Raw genomic sequence first — 17,505 nt, forward strand, 5'->3', positions numbered from 1 at the left:
CGTGTGCACGGATGGTTCACAGGGGCCCGAACCCAGGAGGCCGCCGCGAGAGGAGCTGGACGTGCTCGAAGGCACCGCGTTCTGGATCGAGGAGCCCGGCGTCGGGGCCCTCCGGACCGAGCCGCTGCGGGAGCCCGGCGACGGGGAGGTGGTCGTCCGCACGCTGCTCACCGGGGTGAGCCGCGGCACCGAGGCGACCGTGTTCAACGGCCGCGTGCCGCCGAGCCAGTACGCGCTGATGCGGGCGCCGTGGCAGGAGGGCGACTTCCCCGCGCCGGTCAAGTACGGATACCTCAACGTCGGCGTGGTCGAGCGGGGGCCCGCCGAGCTGGCCGGGCGCACCGTGTTCACCCTGTACCCGCACCAGTCGGCCTTCGTCGTCTCGACCGCCGCGGTGAACCCGGTGCCCGAGGGCGTCCCCGCCGAGCGCGCGGTGCTCGCGGGCGCGGTGGAGACCGCGGTCAACGTGCTGTGGGACGCCGCGCCGCTCGTGGGCGACCGGATCACGGTGATCGGGGCCGGGATGATCGGCTGCTGCGTCGCGCGGCTGGCCCGGGGCGTCCCGGGGGCGGAGGTCGTGCTGGTCGACGTCGACCCGTCGCGCCGCGAGGTCGCTGAGCGGCTGGGCGTGGCCTTCGCCGAACCGGACGCCGCGCCGCACGACCGGAATATCGTCATCCACACCAGCGGGTCGGAGGCCGGCCTGCGCCTCGCGCTGGAGACCGTCGTCACCGAGGGCGAGGTGGTCGAGGCCAGCTGGTTCGGCGACCGGCCCGTGTCGCTGATGCTCGGGGAGGACTTCCACTCCCGCCGGCTGACGATCCGGTCCAGCCAGGTCGGCGTCGTGCCGCCGAGCCGCCGCGAACAGCTCAGCACGACCAGTCGGCTGGCGCTCGCGCTCGACCTGCTGCGCGACCCCGCGTTCGACGCCCTGCTCACCGGCTCCTCGTCGTGGCGCGAGCTGCCCGATGTCCTCGCGCGACTCGCGGCCGACCCGGGTTCCGAGCTCTGCCACACCATCGTCTGGAGGGACGCCTGATGCCGTTCACGGTCACGGTCCGCGACCACCTCATGGTCGCCCACAGCTTCACCGGCGAGGCGTTCGGGCCCGCCCAGCGCCTGCACGGCGCGACCTTCGTCGTGGACGCGACCTTCGGCGCCGACGAGCTCGACGCGGACGGTGTGGTGGTCGACATCGGCCGGGCGACGACTGCGCTGGCGGAGATCACCGGCTCGCTCACCTATCGCAACCTGGACGACGAACCCGCCTTCGCCGGGATGAACACCACCACCGAGGTGCTGTGCCGGGCGATCGCCGACCGGCTCGCGGCCGCGGCGGCCGACGGTTCGCTCGGCCGCGCCACCGGCCTGACCTCCATCGCCGTCACCCTCCACGAGTCCCACATCGCGTGGGCGAGCTATTCGAGGCCGCTGTGACCGACGTCTACTTCCTGGTGCCGGACACCATCGACGACCCGCGGCGGGTGAGCGGCGGCAACCGCTACGACCAGCGCGTCCGCGACGGGCTCCGGGCGGAGGGCTGGCGCGTGCACATGATGCTGGTCACCGGCCGCGGCGCCGGCTGGACGGCCCGGGCGCTGGCCGCTCTGCCGGAGGGGGCGCTCGCTCTGGTCGACGGCCTCCTCGTCGCCCGGGAGCCCGAGGCGCTGGTGGCCCACCGGTCGCGGCTGCGGGTCGTGGTGCTGGCGCACATGGTGGCCGCGCCGACCGCCACGGGCGACGGGATGCTCGGCGACCGCGACCTCGCCGCCCTCCGCTCCGCGCGCCGCATCGTCGCCACGAGCGCGTGGACCCGCTCCGAACTCCTCGAACAGGACGCCGCCGACCCGCACCGCATCGTCGTGGCACACCCCGGCGTCGACCCGGCGCCCGCGACCACGCCGTCCGAGGACGGCGGCCGCCTGCTGTGCGTCGCCGCCGTCGCGCCGCACAAGGGCCAGGACCTCCTGCTCCGCGCGCTCGCCGGCTTCGCCGACCGCGACGGCTGGACCTGCACCCTCGTCGGCTCGCTCGACGTCGACCCTGGATTCGTGGAGGCGCTGACCTCCGTGATCGACGCCGCCGGGCTGACCGGACGGATCCGCTTCGCGGGCGTCCTCGACCCGGACGCGCTCTCGGCGGCGTACGGGGAGGCCGACCTGGTGGTGCTGCCGTCGCGCAGCGAGAGCTATGGGATGGCCGTGGCCGAGGCGCTGGCGCACGGCGTCCCCGTGCTCGCCACCGGAGTGGGCGGCATCCCGGAGGCGATCGCACGGCCGGACGCCGCGATGATCGTGCCGCCGGACGACCCGTGGGCGCTGCACGTGGTGCTGCAGCAGTGGTGGGCGAGCGCGACCCGGCGTGACGCCCTGAAGGCGGCGGCATTGGAGGCCCGGGAGGCCGGGCGGAGCTGGGAGGACGCGACCGCGGTGGTGGCGTCCGCGCTGCGGACTGCCGCGATGGAGGGGCTGCGCGCGGAGGCGGTGCCGTCATGACCGGGGTGCTGGAGGTCAGCGCCGACTGGCTCGCGCTGCGGGAGGCGGAGGACGCGCGCTCGCGCTCGCGTCGACTCGCGCGGCTGGCGGCGGGACTGGCCGGAGATGCCCGCACCCGCCCGCTCACCGTCCACGACCTCGGCAGCGGCACCGGCTCGATGATGCGCTGGCTCGCGCCGCAGCTCCCTGGACCGCAGGCCTGGATCCTCCACGACTGGAACGCCGGCCTCACCGCGCACGCCACCGACGCCGAGCCTCCCCGCGACCGCGCGGGGCGCCCGGTCGCCGTCGCCCCCCGCGTCACCCCGCTCGACCGGCTCGCGTCCGCCGACCTGGCCGGCGCCGATCTCGTCACGGCCTCCGCCCTCCTCGACGTCGTGACCGCCCAGGAGGCGCACGCCATCGTGGACGCGTGCCTCGCCGCCGGCGCTCCCGCGTTCCTGCCGCTCAGCGTGACCGGGGACGTCGAGCTGCGCCCGTGGGACCGGCGCGACATCCGGTTCGCCCGGGCCTTCAACGAGCATCAGCGCCGCGAGGTCGACGGGCGTCGCCTGCTCGGCCGGTTCGGCGCGCCGATCGTGCGCGGGCTCTTCGAGCGCGCCGGCTGGCACGTCCGGACCGCGCTGACGACGTGGCGGCTCGACGGGCGCGACCCGCGGCTGCTGGGCGAGTGGTTCGACGGCTGGGCCGACGCGGCGGTGGAGCAGGCCGAGGCCGACCGCGACCGCGCGCTGCTCGATCAGGCCCGCGACTACCGGGCGCTGCGCCGCGAACAGCAGCGACACGGCGGACTGTCCGCAGTGGTGTACCACCTCGACGTGCTGGCGTGGCCGAGATGACCGCCCGGCTCAGCGCGGCAGAGGAGGCGGTGGCGACCCCGACGCCCGGCCCCGCGACGGCCAGCCCCGCGACGACCGGCCGCGCGGCATCCCGCCTCCGCCGCGTCGTCGCGCACCCCGCCGCCCGGATCGCCCTCCGCATCCTCCTCCCCGTCGCCATCCTCGTCGCGATCGTCGCCCGCGTCGGCACCGGACCCTTCGTTCACGGCCTCCTGAGCCTCGACGCGCCGACCGTCGCGGCCGCGTTCGCCCTCACCGGGATCGCGACCGCGGCCGCCGCCTGGCGCTGGAGGCTCATCGCCGGACGGCTCGGCGTCGGCCTCGCCTGGTCCACCGCGGTCGGGATGTACTACCGCTCCCAGTTCGTCAACACCGTGCTGCCGGGCGGTGTGCTCGGCGACGTCCAGCGCGCGGTCGACCACGGCCGGAGCGCCGACCAGCTCGGGGCCGCCGCCCGGGCGGTCGCAGTGGAGCGGCTGCTCGGCCAGGCGGTGCAGGTCGTCCTCGCCGTCGGAGTCCTCGCCGTCGTCGGGATGGAGTTCGTGGGCGTGCTGCTCCCCATCCTCGGCGTCGCACTGGTGGTCGCGATCGGAGGCGGCGCTGCCGCGGCGCTCGCGAGCCGGCGGGTCCGGCGAGCGCTCACGCGTGAGCTGCGGGAGGTCCGCGAGGGTCTCGGCTCCGCGGCGGTCTGCGTCCAGGCCGTCGTCGCGTCGGTGATCGTCTGCGCGTGCCACCTCGGCACGTTCGCGATCGCCGCCGTCGCAGTCGGTGCGGACGTCCCGCCGCTGCGGATGCTCGCGCTCGGGCTCGTCGTGCTGCTCGCGGCCTCCATCCCCGTCAACCTCGGCGGCTGGGGTCCGCGGGAGGGCGCTGCCGGCTGGGCGTTCGCGATGGCGGGATTCGGCGCAGCGGCCGGTGTCTCGGCGGCCACCCTGTACGGCGTGCTGGCGTTCGTCTGCTTCGCGCCGGCGGCGCTGATCGTGCAGTCCACCGCGCTCATCCGGCGGAGGAGGATGCGGGCATGACCGAGCGACCCTATGTGACCGTGAGCTGCGCCATCTCCCTCGACGGCTACCTCGACACCGCCAGACCGCCGAAGCTCGCGCTGTCGAACGCCGCCGACTTCGACCGCGTGGACGATGTCCGCGCGCGGCACGACGTCATCCTGGTGGGTGCGCGGACGGTGCGGCGCGACAACCCGCGGCTGCTGGTCCGCAGCGCCGAACGCCAGGACCGGCGGGAGCGCTCCGGCAAATGCCGCACGCCGTGGAAGGCGACCGTGACCTCCACCGGCGACCTCGACCCTGGCGCCAACTTCTTCACCCTCGGCGACACCGTGAAGCTCGTCTACTGCCCGAGCGGTCGGCAGGCCCGGCTGGCGGACCTGCTCGGCGACGCCGCCACCGTCGTGCCGCTCGGCGACGGCGTGCGGATGGCGGACCTGCTCGCGGACCTCGGCGAGCGCGGCGTGCGCCGGGTGATGGTGGAGGGCGGTGGGTCCACGCTCACCCAGTTCCTCGCGGACGGCCTGGCCGACGAGCTCCAGCTCGCGGTCGCGCCGTTCTTCGTCGGCGACCCGGCCGCGCCGCGCTTCGTCGGCGAGGGCGCGTTCCCCTGGACGAGCGACAAGCGCGCCGCGCTCGTGGAGGCCCGGCCGATCGGGGATGTGGTGCTGCTGCGCTACGCGCTGTCGGACCGGTTCGGCGGGTTCCCGTGACCAGCGCACGCCGGGGCCCGCCGCGCGGACGCGGGGTCTGGAGCGTCGTCGCGACCACCCTCGCCGCCCTCACCCTCTTCCTCGCCTCGCTCGCGCCCGGCCTCATCGCCTCGGACTCGGCGCTCGCTCTGGTGCGCGTCCCGCTGGAGTGCGTGCTCGCCCTGGCGGTGCTCCTCCTGCTCCCATGGCCCTGGGCGCGCCGGGCCCTGGCGATCCTCATCGCGCTGCTCCTCGTGCTCGCGACCATCGTCTCCGCGCTCGACCGGGTGTTCGAGGCGACGGTCGGGAGGCCGTTCGACGTCGTGAGCGGATGGTCGGAGCTGGTCGACGGCTACGGCGTGGTCCGCGACTCCACCGGGACCGCCGGCGCGATCGGTCTCCTGGCGCTCGTCGCCCTCGCAGCGGCGGGGCTCGTCGCCGCGATCACCGCCTCCCTGCTGCACCTCGCGCGCGTCCTCGCGCCGCGGCGCCGGCCGAGCCTGATCGGGGCGTCGGCCGTCACGGCCGGGTGGCTTGTCCTCGCGCTCGTCGGCCTCCAGCTCGTGCCCGGCGAGCCGGTCGCGGCGGCCGACGGGCTCTCGGCCGCGGCCTCCACCGTGGACCAGGTGCGGGTGGCCGCGCGCGACCAGGCCGTCTTCGATCACGCGGCCTCCAGTGACCCGTACGCGAAGCTGCCGGCCTCCGACCTCCTCACTGGGCTGAAGGGCAAGGACGTCGTCATCGCCTTCGTGGAGAGCTACGGGCAGGTCGCCGTGCAGGGCACCTCCTTCTCGCCGGGCGTCGACGCCGTCCTCCGGAACGGGAACGCCGCCCTCGCCGCGCACGGCTATACCGAGCGCAGCGCCTTCCTGACCTCGTCCACGTTCGGCGGGATCAGCTGGCTCGCCCACTCCACGCTGCAGAGCGGGCTGTGGATCGACTCGCAGCAGCGCTACGACCAGGTCACCTCCGGCACCCGCTTCACGCTCGCCGCCGCGTTCCGCAAGGCGGGCTGGCGGACGGTCAGCGATGTCCCCTCCGACTCGAAGCCGTGGCCGGTCGGGACGTCCTTCTACCATTACGAGCAGGAGCTCAACGCGAAGAACGTCGGCTACCGCGGCCCGAGCTTCAGCTACGCGCAGGTGCCGGACCAGTACACGTGGGCCTACTTCCAGCAGCACGAACTCGCGGTCCCGCACCAGCCGCTGATGGCGGAGATCGACCTGGTCTCGTCGCACACGCCGTGGACGCCGCTGCCGAAGGTGCTGCCCTGGGACCAGCTCGGCGACGGCTCGGTCTACGACCCGCAGCCGGCGGAGGGCCTCCCGCCGAGCGTCGTCTGGCAGGACCCGCGCCACGTGCAGCAGCTCTACGGCCAGTCGATCCAGTACACGATGAGCTCACTGATCTCCTTCCTGACCACGTTCGACGACCCGAACCTGGTGCTCGTCGTCCTGGGCGACCACCAGCCGGCGACGATCGTCAGCGGTCCGGGAGCGAACCACGACGTGCCGATCAGCATCATCGCGAAGGATCCGGCCGTCACCCGGCGGATCGCCTCGTGGGGCTGGCAACCCGGACTGCTGCCATCCGCGACCGCCCCCGTCTGGCGGATGGACGCCTTCCGGAACCGCTTCCTGACGGCGTACGGGCCGTGAGCCCCTCGCGCGATTCGTGACGAATGTCGTGAACGGCGGCGGCATTCGCGACATTCGGCACGAATGACCGCGGAATCCTCAACGCGATTCGTGACGAATGTCGTGAACGGCGGCGGCATTCGCGACATTCGGCACGAATGTCGCGACGGCGGTCACGCATCCGGGGAGGACGGGAAGGAGCGGCGTGCGATGAGGATGACGACCAGCCCGACGACGACCAGCGCGGCGCCCGCGAACGGCAGCCAGCCGAGGCCCGGCCCGGCCAGCACCACGGCGCCGACGGCGGCCCCTCCGCCGATCCCGATGTTGGCCGTCGCGTTCACGAGCGCGCCGATGACCTCCGGCGTCGCGCCGCGCGTGCGGATCGCGGCCGTCTGGAACACCGACGCCACCCCGCCGAACCCCGCGCCCCACAGCACCGCGGTGACCAGCACCCCGGCGAGCGCCGGGAAGGCGATCCCGACCCCGACCAGCCCGACGGTCACGGCGCCGAGCAGTATCAGCACGGTCGCGCGCGGCCGCCGGTCCAGCGTCGCGGCGGCGAACCAGGTGCCGACCAGCCCGACCGCGCCGATCCCGAGCAGCACTGGACCGACCCCGGCCGCCGGGAGACCGGTCGCGAGGAGGATCACCGACACGAACGTGTAGACCGTGAACTGGCCGAGGTACACGACCGCGTTGGTGGTCGACACGATCCCGAGCCGCACCCGGCGGGCGCCCGCGCCCTCCCCGGTGTGCCCTGTGCCGCCTCCCGGGACCGCCGGCAGCAGCAGCGCGACGATGACGACCGTGACCGCGCACACCGCCGCCAGCACGCCGAACGCCGCGCGCCAGCCCAGCGCCGTGCCGAGGGAGGTCGACAGCGGCACCCCGAGCACGAACCCGGCCGCGGCTCCCGCGGTGACGAGCGCCAGCGCCCGCCCGGTGAAGGCGGACTTCACGAGCCGAGAGGCGTACCCGATGCTGACCGAGAAGAACAGCGCGTGCGCGATCCCGCCGAACGCGCGCCCGGCCGCCAGCACGCCGAAGCTCGGCGCGACCGCGACGACGAGGTTGCTCACCGTGTACGCGACCAGGGTCGCCTGCAGCAGCCCCTTGCGGGAGAACCGGGAGGTCGACAGCGTCAGCGGCACCGCGAGCACGGCGACCATGAACGCGTAGACGGTGACGAGCAGCCCGGTCACCGAGTCGGACACGCGCATGTCGTCGCCGATCGCCGGCAGCAGCCCGACCGGCAGCATCTCGGTCGTCACGGCGAGGAACGTCGCGACCGTCAGCGCGACGAGTCCGCCCGCCGCCTCGCGAACCGTCCCCGGGGTCCAGTCCGACGCGTGAGGCATGGTTGCGATGCTAGCCCCGCGCCCCCGATTGAACCGATACTGGGCCTCGTTCGTGTTCCCCATGAGGCCTTCAGCGGTGGAGGCCGGGGAAGGAAGCGGGGAGTGCCATGACCCAGAGCATCCAGAGCAGTCGGACCAGCCGGAGCAGCCAGGGGCCGATCTGGCTCATGCGGATCCTGAGCGCGATCGTGCTCGTGCTGGTCGGCGGGATCCATCTGTTCCTGATCTTCGACGGCGTCGGCGGCCTGCTCGGCGTGCTGTTCGTCCTCAACGCGGTCGCCGCCTTCGTCCTGGCGATCGGGATGCTGGTGCTGCGCGGCGCCTGGCTGCGCCTCGCGACCCTGCTCAGCCTGCTGTTCCTCATCGCCAGTCTGGCGGCCCTCCTGCTCGCCCTCACGGTCGGCCTGTTCGGCATCAGGGAGGTGTGGACGTTCACCCTCGTCCCGGAGACCGTCATCATCGAGGCGATCGGGATCGTGGTGCTGGCGATCACCTCGGGCGCCGCGTTCAGGAGGACGCGGGTGGCGTGACGGCCACCCCCGCGATCTGCGTGTTGAACGGCAGGAGCGCCGTCCGCACGCGGTAGCGCTCCACCTCCACGCTCGCGAAGCCAGCGGCGCGGAGGGCTCCCTCCAGGTCGCGCTCGCAGGAGCAGCCCTCGAACGTCCACGCCCACGGCCGGCGGACCAGCCGCTGCGCCACGCGGGTCGGCGTCCCGTCCGGCGCGGCCACGTGCTCTACGAAGCGGAAGGCGCCGCCCGGCCGGAGGATGCGCCGGACCTCGGCGAGCACGGCGTCCGGGTCGAGGACGGTGCAGAGCACGAGCGACGAGATGACCGTGTCCACGCTGTTGTCGGGGAGGCCGGTGCTCTCGGCCAGGCGCTCGCGGAGGTCGAGGCGCACACCCGCTCGGACGGCCGCGGCCCGCAGGCGGGCGTGCATGTGCCGGTTCGGCTCGACGGCGATCAGGGCCGCGCCGGGCGGGAGGTAGCGGAGGTTCGCGCCGACCCCGGAGCCGAGCTCGACGACCTCGCGCGGCAGGCCGGCGAACGCGCGCTGCTTGTGCGGGCGGAGGTGGTGCTCGATGTACGGGTCCATGACGCGGAAGAAGGCGGCGTTGAAAGGGCCGCGCAAGCGGTGCTGCTCGAAGGCGGCCGCGGACGCGGGGAGGGTGAGTCGGGTCATGGAGGACAGCCTCCCGGACCGTGGTCGCGGGGTCAGGCGGGGAAGTACCCCACTTAGCGCGCGCCCTCCTTCTGCGCCGCGTACCACGCTGCGACCTGCGCCCGTGAGCGGAAGCCCAGCCGCAGCCGGATGCGCTCGACGTGGCCTTCCGCCGAGCGCTCGTCGATGCCGAGGCGGTCCGCGATCTCGCGGTTCGTGCGGCCGTCCGCGATGAGGGCCGCGACCTCCGTCTGACGTTCGGTGAGGCTCCCGGCCCCGCGGCGCGACGCCCGGAGGCCGAGGAAGCGGCGCACCGTCGCCACCAGTCCGTGGGGGTCGCCCGCGTAGGGCAGGTGCGAGCGGCCGGGGAGCACCACCAGCTCGGCGCCAGGGATGCCGGCGGCGAGCTCCCTGGCCTGCGCGAGCGGCGCCGCGCGGTCCCGGTCCCGGTGGACGACGAGCGTCGGCGCGCGCACCCCGCCGAGGACCTCGCCGACGTCGAGCCGGTAGCTGAGCTCCAGGAGCGCTCGGGCGGTCGCCGCGTCCGAGGAGGCGCGCTGGTAGCGGCCGAACTCCTCGCGCGTCGTCGCGTGGGCGTCCGGCGCGAAGATGTCGGTGAGCACGTCCGACCCGAGGCCCCAGTGCGACTCGACGAGCGCGAGGATGTGGTCGCGCGCGCTCGGCGGCGACAGCTCGGCTCCGGACCTCCAGCCGCCGTAGAGCACCAGCCTCCGCACCCGCTCCGGATGCGCCGCCGCCCACGCCGCGGCGATCGGCGCGCCCATCGAGGACCCCATCATGTCGAACCGCGCGGGCCCGGCGCTCACGGCCACGGCGTCGAGCTCCTCCAACTCGAACTCCAGCGACGGCGCACGTCCGGAGGGCGCGGACAGCCCGCACCCGGCGCGGTCGTACCTGACCAGCAGGCAGCCCTGCGCGAGACTCTCGAAGTAGGCGCGCTCCTCCGGGATCTCCCAGCTCAGCTGGAGGTGGCTCACCCACCCCGACACGTAGAGCAGCGGGCGGCCGGAGCCGGTCGTGGCGTACGCCAGCTCGGCGCCGCCTTCGGTCGTCAGCCTGCTGATCCGCTGCTGCATGCGTACATTGTGCGGCGGGCCGGGTGGCCGCGGCACGAGCGTGGCGCCGTCGGACCCCGGGAATACCATGACCACCGATGTGCGCAGCCTCCCGCGGTCGCACGCAGGAAGGAGCCCCCATGCCCGACCTCACCCTCTCCCGAGCCGGCGCCGCGCTGAGCTACGACGTGACCGGCGACGGACCCACGGTGCTGCAGGCGCACGGCCTCACCTCCAGCCGCGACGCCGACCTGGACCTGCTCGACCTCCGCCGGCTCGCCGAGCACGGCCGCCGCCTCGTCCGCTACGACGCCGCCGGCCACGGCCGCTCGGCGGGGCCGGACGATCCAGAGCGCTACCGCTGGACGACGCTCGCCGACGACCTGTTCGCCGTGCTCGACGCGGTCGGGCAGACCGAGCCGGTGGACGCGGTCGGGATCTCGATGGGCACCGGCACGATCCTCACCGCCGCCGTCCGGCATCCGGAGCGCTTCCGACGACTCGTTCTCGGCCTCCCGCCGACCGCGTGGGAGACGCGCCCGGCCCAGGCCGCGATCTACGGCCAGATGGCGGACCTGCTGGAGACTCAGGGCTGGGACGCGCTCATGTCGCTGATGGCGGCATCCGCGCTGGCGCTGCCGCCCGTGCTCGCCGAGCGCGGTGTCACACCGGAGCCGCAGCTGCAGCCCGCGACGGCTCCGGCCGTGCTGCGCGGCGCGGCGCTCTCCGACCTGCCGAGCCCGAAGCGGATCGCGACACTGCGGATGCCGGTGCTCCTGCTCCCCTGGGCCGGCGACGCGGGTCACCCGCTGTCGACCGCCGAACGGCTGCACGAACTCATCCCGGGCTCGGAGCTGTTCGTCGCCGAGAGCGCCGCGGACGCGGACACCTGGCCGGAACGGGTGGAGGCTTTCCTTGGGTGAACAGAGCGAGACCAACGGGTGACGGACCGGGCGAAACACGCCCGAACCGGTTGACCTGCCGGCCCTGTCCGGATACCGTCTCACGTCGTGAGCCGTCAGCCCGTGACCTGCACCGCCGTCTGGATGCGCGAACGCGCGTGCGCGCCGCTGATCCGGGTCGAGACGCCGGCCGCGACGGCTCGGGTCACCGACCTGGCCGCCGCACGAGGCCGGACTGATCGGCGGACACGCCGGCGCACCCGCCGCGCGGCCTGAACGGGTTCCCCCGTTCGTCCGCTACCCCGCTTCTGCGCACCCGCCCGACCGGTTACGTTCGTCGCATGCGGAAGATCGTGGTCTACGAACTGGTGTCGCTCGACGGTGTCGCGGAGGATCCGGACGCGTTCATCCCGGACTGGGACGAGGACATGGACGCCAACCTCGGCGCCGTGATCGCGACGCAGGACGCCGTCATCCTGGGCCGGCGCAGCTACGACGAATGGGCGCGGTACTGGCCGGGCAGCGACATCCAGCCGTTCTCGGACTTCATCAACGGGGTGACCAAGCACGTCGCGACGTCGGCGCCGCTCGACCCCGCGTGGTCGGGCGCGACGGCGATCGAGGGAGATGTCGTGGAATTCGCCCGACGACTCAAGGAAGGCGACGGCGGCGACATCGGCGTGCACGCCAGCATCACGGTCGCGCAGGCGCTGCTGGCCGGCGGGGTCGTCGACGAGCTGCGGCTCGTGATCGCGCCCGGTGTGGCGGAGGGCGGACGGCGGTTGCTGGAGGGCGTGCCCGCGATGCGGTTCGAGACGATCGCGTCGTCAGTGTCGTCCACCGGGTATCTGATGGTCGGCTACCGCGTCCTGAACTGACGCATTCGTGCCGAATGTCGCCTGTGGCGCAGTGAATCAGGACATTCGGCACGAATCGGCCGGCGTCGACCGCTATGCGGCCAGGTGGAACGTGGTCGCGAAGCGGGTGAGGAGGGTGCGCGGGCCCTGGATCACCTCCACCACCCCGGCGTCGATCGCTGCCTCCGGCGTGAGCTCGCCGGAGATGAGCCGGCGGATGTCCGGCCCGCTCGCGAACGCCAGGTCGGCGGGACCGTCGCCGCGGGCGACCTCCAGCCGCGGCCCCTCCACGTGGATGAGGAGGCCGTCGTCCCCGAACCGGGCGCCGTAGGCCGTCGCCGGAAGCTCGGCGGCGACCTGCGGCTGGAACGCGGTGCGCAGCGACATGGTCATCGAGTCGGGGGTGATGATCTGCTCGGCCCGCGGATCCCCCAGCGCCTTGAACCCCCAGGCGCCGAACGCGAGCACGACCGGCTCGAGCTCCCGCCCGTACGGGGTGAGCTCGTAGAGGACGATGCGGGAGCGCGGTGCCCGGCGGATGACGCCGGCCGCCTGCAGCTCCTTGAGCCGCGCCGCCAGGATGTTGCTCGGGATGCGGGGCAGCCCCGCGGCGAGCTCGCCGTAGCGGCGCGGCCCGACGAGCAGGTCGCGGACGATCAGCAGCGCCCAGCGCTCCCCCACGAGCTCCAGGGCCTGCGTGATCCCGTCGTACTGCCCGTAATCGCGCGCGACCATCGGACCTCAGGCCTGCTGCTGGCTCAAGTACGCCTCAGGACCCTGCTGCGCCGCGACGGGGTCCATCCAGCCGAACTCGAGGATGTTGCCGTCCGGGTCGGCGAGCTGCCGCTGGTACATGAAGCCGTAGTCGGCGGCGGGACGCTCCTCCACGCCGCCGGCGGCGATCCCGTCGGCCACGGTCGCGTCGACGACCTCACGGCTGTCGAGCATGATCGAGGTCGACACGGACACGGTCTTCGACGGCTCGCCGACCGGGCGGTCGGAGAAGGTCTGGAAGAACTCGCGCGTGACGATCATGAAGTAGTTGTGGTCCTCGTCGACGACGACGCACGCGGCGTTGTGGTCGGTGAAGAGCGGGTTGATGGTGAACCCGACGGCCTCGTAGAACGCCTTAGCGCGCTCCAGATCGGTCACCGGCAGGTTGACGAACATCATGGACATCGTTGGCTCCCTTTTCGTGGTCGGGTGATGATGAGGTCATACTTGCAAAAAACAAGTGGGTTAGTCAAGGGGTGAATTCGAGAGACTCGGCGCGACGTGAGCCGCAGCCACCTGGTAGCTTTGTCTCTGTTGCGCCCCGGGACTATTCGATCTGATCGGACTCCCGGGGCTTCTTGGTCTCATAGGGTCGGGCGATGGATCCGCACACGATTCCCGCCTTCGCCGCATCACTGAGCGAGCCGCGATTCCGTCGGTATCTGAACCGCTACGACGGGCACCATCGGCTTGCGATCCGGCTCTACGCCTGGAACATCGAGGTGTCGACCGCATTCTGGGGACCCATCGGGGTCCTCGAGATCATGCTGCGGAACAGCATCCACGATGCCTTGCGTCACGGGCGGTCGGATGACTGGTGGTACGACGGCGTCAATCTGGCGCAACGCGAGGCCTCGGTCCTGCAGGCGACCATCAATCGCCTGTTCGATCGAACCGGACGTGAACCGACTCCCGATCAGGTGGTCGGCGCGTCCACCTTCGGGTTCTGGGTCGGCCTCACCGGGCCAGGCGTGTCCCGTGACCGGCGCTTGAGCTACGAAACCGCGCTCTGGCAGCCGAGGCTTCGGCATGCGTTCGGGAATCTCGGCGGAGTGAGCCGCAAGGAACTTCACGCCCAGCTCGACGGCATCAGGAAGTTCCGCAATCGGATCGCGCACCACGAACCGATCTACACCATGAATCTGACGAGCATGCGCGACAAGATCATCCAGTGCGCGGGGTATATCGATGCTGAAGTGTCCGGATACATCGCCGGAAGTCACCGGATCGACGACGCTCTCGCCAGGCAGCGGGATGTCCTCACCTCAGGCAGCTGCGTCATTTAGACGCCGCCGCACCCCTACTCCGTCAACCGCCGCACCGTCAGCGCCTGCTCCGCGAACCCCACCGCGCCCTCCCGGTCGTGCAGCACGGACCGCGTGATCCCGAGCCCCGTCGTCCCGAAGACCACCTCCGTGTCCAGCCCCAGCCAGCCGCCCGACGGCGCGCGGTGGAGGTGGATGGTCAGGTCGACGTTGGGGAACATCCAGCGGGTCGGGTGCTCGCGCACCGCAACGCCGTTGGCCGTGTCGACCAGCGTGATCCACGCCGTCACCGGGTCGACGGACACGCCCTCGATGAGCTCGCAGCCGGTCGAGAGCCAGACGGTCGCGCGGCCCGCCTCGGGCGAGCGCACGGCGCGGGTGTCGAGGGAGGCGACGTAGCCGCCCTGCCAGGCCTCCATCATCGACCACGGGGTCGCCGTCTCCGGCGACGGCAGCGGCCCGGCGGCGCCACCGGCCACCTCGGCCGTGTCGAACGCGGACAGCAGCCAGGCGCGCGCCTTCACCGCGGTGCGGCCGTGGATGACAGCGGTCGCCTCCACCAGCTCGATCGTGCGGCCGGGGCGGATCGTCTCGACCGACAGCTGCACCTCGTCCAGGGCGAGGAAGCCGAGGATGTCGAAGCTGATCCGGGCGAGCTGCAGCGACGGGCCGTCCGAGGCCGCCGCGTGACGGAGGATCGCGTGCGTGATCAGGCCGCCCAGCGGGCTGAAGTGCATCTCGTCGTCGGCCCACGCACCGCCGGCGTGCGGGGTGGGGGTGAAGACGTTCTCGCTCTTCTGCACGAAGTAGGCGGCGGGGATGGGGGTGTCGGCGTTCATCCCCTCCAACCTAGGCGCAGGGCGCCCTCCCGGACGACACTAGAGCGTATGAGCAGACACGAACGCGCGCGGGAGGCCGCCGCAGAAGCCCAGCAGCGCGCCCAGGCGGAGGCCGCGATCGAGGCGACCGAGACCGACGACACCGAGGTGGACGCGGACGAGACGCTGGAGTCGGAGGAGGAGCCCCAGTAGGGCGGCCCAGTAGGGCGCCCCAGTAGCGCGGCCCGTCGGGCGGGCTCAGCCGGCGTGGCCCTGCACGAACCGTGACGTCGGCGCTCCACCCACCTCGGCGCCCCGCAGGTCGGAGTCGCGCACGAGCGGCGGGATCGACGGGTCGTCGGGCAGCTCGATCGTCGCGGCCAGCCGGAGGTCCTGGGAGGAGGCGCCGACCTCGATCGTGAAGGAGCCGCCCTCGCGTCGCCACAGGCCCGAGCGTCCGTCGGGGCGGGTCGCCGCGGTGTCCCAGTAGGCGAAGTCCCGGCTCACCAGGTCGAACGAGACCGTGACCGTCTCGCCCGGTGCAAGCGCGACCTTCTCGAAGCCGCGGAGCTCGCGCAGCGGACGGCGCACCTCCGCCTCGGGGTCGCCGACGTAGAGCTGGACCACCTCGCCGCCCGCGACCGGGCCGACGTTGGCGACGGAGCACGTGACGCGCACGACGCCCGACGCCGGGTCGAGGACCGACACCTGGAGGTCGCCGTACGCGAACTCGGTGTAGGAGAGCCCGTGCCCGAACGGGTAGCGCACCGGCCGGCGCAGGGCGTCGTACCAGCGGTAGCCGATGAAGACGCCCTCGCCGTAGACGACCGTCCCGCGGTCGCCGTTCCAGTTCGGGAAGCCGGGGGTGTCCTCGACGGCGAGCGGGAAGGTCTCGGCGATCTTTCCGGACGGGTTGACCCGGCCGAACAGCGCGTCGGCGACGGCCGAGCCGACGGCCTGGCCGCCGAGCCAGGCCTCCACGACGGCGTCGACACGGTCGTGCCACGGGTCCATCGTCACGGGCGAGCCGTTCGACAGCACCACCGTCAGGGAGGCGCCGGTGCGGTCGCGGAGGTCGGCCAGGGCCCCGATCAGCGCGACCTGGTCGGCGGGGAGGTCGAGCGTGAACCGGTCGTTGGCCTCCTGCTCGTGCGAGAGCGGGAGGCCGGCGAAGACCACGATCGACTCGGCGGAGGCGGACGCGGCGACGGCCTCCTCGATGAGCTGCCTGGCACGGTCGGACAGCGGGCCCTGACGGAGCCGCTGCACGGACTCCGCGACCCGCAGCTCCTCGACCAGGTACTCCGAACGGCGCGCCACAGCGGGCCGCTCGGCGACCCCGTGGGCCTCGAAGACGGCGGCGTTGTCGTCCTGATACGCGTTCTTCGGGAGGTCGACGTACCCGGGCGCGTAGACGACCCGCTCCCCCGCGATCGCCCGGATCGCGTCGAGCGGCACGTCCACCCGTGTCGGGTCGACGCCGGACGACCCGCCGCCCTGGATGCGCGCGTTCTCGGCGAACGCCCCGACGACCGCGATCGTGCCGCCGGTCTCCGCGAGCGGCAGCACCGCCGCCTCGTTGCGCAGCAGGGTGACGCACGCGGCCGCGGCCTCCCGGGCCAGCGCGTGATGCGCGGACGCGTCCAGGAGGTCGAGCTGCGCGTCGCTCAGCCGGTCGCCCGGCGCGTGGCCGAGGTCCATGACGGGCCCGTTCACGAGGTCCGCCCCGGGATAGGTGCGGGCGACCAGCTCCAGAACCCGCCGGGCCGAGGCGTCGACCACGGACTCCTCCAGTTCGCCGGCGCGGACCGCCGCCACGACCTCCGCGACCGTCCGGCCGTGCGTTCCCGGCATCTCCAGGTCGAGGCCGGCGCGGAGGGCGGCGACCCGGTCGTGCACGGCGTCCCAGTCGGAGACGACGGCGCCCGTGTAGCCCCAGTCCTCGCGCAGCACCTCGGTCAGCAGCCAGCGGTTCTGCGACGCGTGCACGCCGAACAGGCGGTTGTACGAGCACATGACCGTCCACGGCTCCGCCTGGCGCACGACCCGTTCGAAGGCCGGCAGGTACGTCTCACGCAGCGTCCGCTCGTCGGCGACGACGGAGATCCGGGTCCGCTCGATCTCCTGGTTGTTGGCCGCGAAGTGCTTCAGCGACGCGCCGACGCCGGCCGACTGGAGGCCGTCCACGTAGGCCGCGCCGAGCTCGCCCGCGTGCAGGGGGTCCTCGGAGAAGTACTCGAAGTTGCGCCCGCACAGCGGCGAGCGCTTCATGTTCACGCCGGGACCGAGCACGACCTGCACGCCCTCCGACCGCGCCTCCGCACCGATCGCGGCGGCGACCCGGCGCATCAGGTCGCGGTCCCACGAGGCGCCCATCGCGGACGCGGTCGGGAAGCCGGTCGCCGGCACCCAGACCATGTCCACGCCGGTCTCCTTGCGGAGCCCGTGCGGGCCGTCGCCAACCTCGATCGCGGGCACCGGCGCGGGCAGCCCCGGCCGGTCGATGGCCTGGGTGAACCAGTCGTCGACGCCGGAGAGCAGCGACGCCTTCTCCTCCAGGGTGAGGGCGGCGAGGACGTCGTCCACGACGAAGGGAGGGGTCTGCATGGAGGAGGGGCCTT

The 17,505-nt window shown here is 73.1% G+C and carries 20 protein-coding genes; 13 read left to right on the top strand and 7 right to left on the bottom strand.

Features of this window, described 5'->3' with window-relative positions:
- Window positions 1-61 precede the first annotated feature (61 nt).
- From F1C12_RS11960 to F1C12_RS11990, 7 genes are read left to right on the top strand one after another with little or no spacing between them, the layout of a single operon-like run.
- A complete protein-coding gene (locus tag F1C12_RS11960) occupies window positions 62-1,039 on the top strand; it encodes a zinc-dependent alcohol dehydrogenase (protein ID WP_185275227.1) in 978 nt (325 codons plus the stop codon).
- Window positions 1,039-1,437: a 6-pyruvoyl trahydropterin synthase family protein gene (locus tag F1C12_RS11965; protein WP_185275228.1), complete on the top strand. Its 399-nt coding sequence runs from the start codon at window positions 1,039-1,041 to the stop codon at window positions 1,435-1,437. The genes F1C12_RS11960 and F1C12_RS11965 overlap by 1 nt, the downstream gene beginning before the upstream one ends.
- Entirely contained in the window at window positions 1,410-2,495 is a 1,086-nt protein-coding gene (locus F1C12_RS11970; RefSeq protein WP_185275229.1) for a glycosyltransferase family 4 protein, read from the top strand. The genes F1C12_RS11965 and F1C12_RS11970 overlap by 28 nt, the downstream gene beginning before the upstream one ends.
- Window positions 2,492-3,334 carry an SAM-dependent methyltransferase gene (locus F1C12_RS11975; RefSeq protein ID WP_185275230.1) on the top strand — a complete coding sequence of 281 codons (843 nt, stop codon included), beginning with the start codon at window positions 2,492-2,494 and terminating at the stop codon, window positions 3,332-3,334. Before F1C12_RS11970 ends, F1C12_RS11975 begins: the two co-directional genes overlap by 4 nt.
- Window positions 3,331-4,359 carry a lysylphosphatidylglycerol synthase transmembrane domain-containing protein gene (locus F1C12_RS11980; protein ID WP_258046255.1) on the top strand — a complete coding sequence of 343 codons (1,029 nt, stop codon included), beginning with the start codon at window positions 3,331-3,333 and terminating at the stop codon, window positions 4,357-4,359. The genes F1C12_RS11975 and F1C12_RS11980 overlap by 4 nt, the downstream gene beginning before the upstream one ends.
- Window positions 4,356-5,051, top strand: coding sequence for a RibD family protein (locus tag F1C12_RS11985; protein WP_185275232.1), 696 nt, complete (start codon window positions 4,356-4,358; stop codon window positions 5,049-5,051). The genes F1C12_RS11980 and F1C12_RS11985 overlap by 4 nt, the downstream gene beginning before the upstream one ends.
- Entirely contained in the window at window positions 5,048-6,688 is a 1,641-nt protein-coding gene (locus tag F1C12_RS11990; protein WP_185275233.1) for a sulfatase, read from the top strand. Before F1C12_RS11985 ends, F1C12_RS11990 begins: the two co-directional genes overlap by 4 nt.
- Before the next feature lie 152 nt (window positions 6,689-6,840).
- On the opposite strand, the gene F1C12_RS11995 is transcribed toward F1C12_RS11990, so the two are convergent.
- Window positions 6,841-8,028, bottom strand: coding sequence for an MFS transporter (locus F1C12_RS11995; protein ID WP_185275234.1), 1,188 nt, complete (start codon window positions 8,026-8,028; stop codon window positions 6,841-6,843).
- Window positions 8,029-8,135: 107 nt separating this feature from the next.
- Between F1C12_RS11995 and F1C12_RS12000 the strand changes: the two genes are divergently transcribed.
- On the top strand, window positions 8,136-8,558 hold the full coding sequence (locus tag F1C12_RS12000; protein ID WP_185275235.1) for a hypothetical protein: 423 nt from the start codon (window positions 8,136-8,138) through the stop codon (window positions 8,556-8,558).
- Here the strand turns inward: F1C12_RS12000 and F1C12_RS12005 are convergent.
- Both F1C12_RS12005 and F1C12_RS12010 read right to left on the bottom strand, forming a co-directional pair.
- Window positions 8,536-9,213 carry a class I SAM-dependent methyltransferase gene (locus F1C12_RS12005; RefSeq protein WP_185275236.1) on the bottom strand — a complete coding sequence of 226 codons (678 nt, stop codon included), beginning with the start codon at window positions 9,211-9,213 and terminating at the stop codon, window positions 8,536-8,538. The genes F1C12_RS12000 and F1C12_RS12005 overlap by 23 nt on opposite strands.
- Before the next feature lie 53 nt (window positions 9,214-9,266).
- Complete coding sequence (locus F1C12_RS12010) at window positions 9,267-10,289, bottom strand: alpha/beta fold hydrolase (RefSeq protein WP_185275237.1); 1,023 nt, start codon at window positions 10,287-10,289, stop codon at window positions 9,267-9,269.
- Between the two features lie 119 nt (window positions 10,290-10,408).
- Here F1C12_RS12010 and F1C12_RS12015 point away from each other — a divergent pair, with 119 nt between their 5' ends.
- The 3 genes from F1C12_RS12015 to F1C12_RS12025 all read left to right on the top strand — a co-directional run bounded on the left by F1C12_RS12015 (window position 10,409) and on the right by F1C12_RS12025 (window position 12,048).
- Window positions 10,409-11,191, top strand: a complete 783-nt coding sequence (locus F1C12_RS12015; protein WP_185275238.1) for an alpha/beta fold hydrolase — start codon at window positions 10,409-10,411, stop codon at window positions 11,189-11,191.
- Window positions 11,192-11,278: 87 nt separating this feature from the next.
- Window positions 11,279-11,446, top strand: coding sequence for a hypothetical protein (locus F1C12_RS12020; protein WP_185275239.1), 168 nt, complete (start codon window positions 11,279-11,281; stop codon window positions 11,444-11,446).
- Window positions 11,447-11,511: 65 nt separating this feature from the next.
- Window positions 11,512-12,048: a dihydrofolate reductase family protein gene (locus F1C12_RS12025; RefSeq protein WP_185275240.1), complete on the top strand. Its 537-nt coding sequence runs from the start codon at window positions 11,512-11,514 to the stop codon at window positions 12,046-12,048.
- Window positions 12,049-12,120: 72 nt separating this feature from the next.
- On the opposite strand, the gene F1C12_RS12030 is transcribed toward F1C12_RS12025, so the two are convergent.
- Both F1C12_RS12030 and F1C12_RS12035 read right to left on the bottom strand, forming a co-directional pair.
- A complete protein-coding gene (locus F1C12_RS12030; RefSeq protein ID WP_185275241.1) occupies window positions 12,121-12,762 on the bottom strand; it encodes a winged helix-turn-helix transcriptional regulator in 642 nt (213 codons plus the stop codon).
- A gap of 6 nt (window positions 12,763-12,768) precedes the next feature.
- Window positions 12,769-13,206 carry a VOC family protein gene (locus F1C12_RS12035; protein WP_185275242.1) on the bottom strand — a complete coding sequence of 146 codons (438 nt, stop codon included), beginning with the start codon at window positions 13,204-13,206 and terminating at the stop codon, window positions 12,769-12,771.
- A gap of 194 nt (window positions 13,207-13,400) precedes the next feature.
- Between F1C12_RS12035 and F1C12_RS12040 the strand changes: the two genes are divergently transcribed.
- Window positions 13,401-14,087, top strand: coding sequence for a hypothetical protein (locus F1C12_RS12040; protein WP_185275243.1), 687 nt, complete (start codon window positions 13,401-13,403; stop codon window positions 14,085-14,087).
- A 14-nt stretch (window positions 14,088-14,101) separates the two neighbouring features.
- Here F1C12_RS12040 and F1C12_RS12045 read toward each other — a convergent pair whose 3' ends face one another.
- Window positions 14,102-14,905 (bottom strand): thioesterase family protein, encoded by an 804-nt coding sequence (locus tag F1C12_RS12045; RefSeq protein WP_185275244.1) that lies wholly within the window; start codon window positions 14,903-14,905, stop codon window positions 14,102-14,104.
- Between the two features lie 48 nt (window positions 14,906-14,953).
- Here F1C12_RS12045 and F1C12_RS12050 point away from each other — a divergent pair, with 48 nt between their 5' ends.
- Window positions 14,954-15,097, top strand: a complete 144-nt coding sequence (locus F1C12_RS12050) for a hypothetical protein (protein WP_185275245.1) — start codon at window positions 14,954-14,956, stop codon at window positions 15,095-15,097.
- 45 nt (window positions 15,098-15,142) lie between these two features.
- On the opposite strand, the gene F1C12_RS12055 is transcribed toward F1C12_RS12050, so the two are convergent.
- Window positions 15,143-17,491, bottom strand: a complete 2,349-nt coding sequence (locus F1C12_RS12055; RefSeq protein WP_185275246.1) for a beta-glucosidase family protein — start codon at window positions 17,489-17,491, stop codon at window positions 15,143-15,145.
- Between the last annotated feature and the right edge of the window lie 14 nt (window positions 17,492-17,505).

The organism is Leifsonia shinshuensis (assembly GCF_014217625.1).
Taxonomy (GTDB): Bacteria; Actinomycetota; Actinomycetes; order Actinomycetales; family Microbacteriaceae; genus Leifsonia; species Leifsonia shinshuensis_A.

Coding starts and splice junctions, on each gene's coding strand:
- F1C12_RS11965 (WP_185275228.1), top strand. CDS start 1,039: ATGCCGTTCACGGTCACGGTCCGCGACCACCTCATGGTCGCCCACAGC.
- F1C12_RS11975 (WP_185275230.1), top strand. CDS start 2,492: ATGACCGGGGTGCTGGAGGTCAGCGCCGACTGGCTCGCGCTGCGGGAG.
- F1C12_RS11980 (WP_258046255.1), top strand. CDS start 3,331: ATGACCGCCCGGCTCAGCGCGGCAGAGGAGGCGGTGGCGACCCCGACG.
- F1C12_RS11985 (WP_185275232.1), top strand. CDS start 4,356: ATGACCGAGCGACCCTATGTGACCGTGAGCTGCGCCATCTCCCTCGAC.
- F1C12_RS11995 (WP_185275234.1), bottom strand. CDS start 8,028: ATGCCTCACGCGTCGGACTGGACCCCGGGGACGGTTCGCGAGGCGGCG.
- F1C12_RS12000 (WP_185275235.1), top strand. CDS start 8,136: ATGACCCAGAGCATCCAGAGCAGTCGGACCAGCCGGAGCAGCCAGGGG.
- F1C12_RS12005 (WP_185275236.1), bottom strand. CDS start 9,213: ATGACCCGACTCACCCTCCCCGCGTCCGCGGCCGCCTTCGAGCAGCAC.
- F1C12_RS12010 (WP_185275237.1), bottom strand. CDS start 10,289: ATGCAGCAGCGGATCAGCAGGCTGACGACCGAAGGCGGCGCCGAGCTG.
- F1C12_RS12015 (WP_185275238.1), top strand. CDS start 10,409: ATGCCCGACCTCACCCTCTCCCGAGCCGGCGCCGCGCTGAGCTACGAC.
- F1C12_RS12025 (WP_185275240.1), top strand. CDS start 11,512: ATGCGGAAGATCGTGGTCTACGAACTGGTGTCGCTCGACGGTGTCGCG.
- F1C12_RS12030 (WP_185275241.1), bottom strand. CDS start 12,762: ATGGTCGCGCGCGATTACGGGCAGTACGACGGGATCACGCAGGCCCTG.
- F1C12_RS12035 (WP_185275242.1), bottom strand. CDS start 13,206: ATGTCCATGATGTTCGTCAACCTGCCGGTGACCGATCTGGAGCGCGCT.
- F1C12_RS12040 (WP_185275243.1), top strand. CDS start 13,401: ATGGATCCGCACACGATTCCCGCCTTCGCCGCATCACTGAGCGAGCCG.
- F1C12_RS12045 (WP_185275244.1), bottom strand. CDS start 14,905: ATGAACGCCGACACCCCCATCCCCGCCGCCTACTTCGTGCAGAAGAGC.
- F1C12_RS12050 (WP_185275245.1), top strand. CDS start 14,954: ATGAGCAGACACGAACGCGCGCGGGAGGCCGCCGCAGAAGCCCAGCAG.
- F1C12_RS12055 (WP_185275246.1), bottom strand. CDS start 17,491: ATGCAGACCCCTCCCTTCGTCGTGGACGACGTCCTCGCCGCCCTCACC.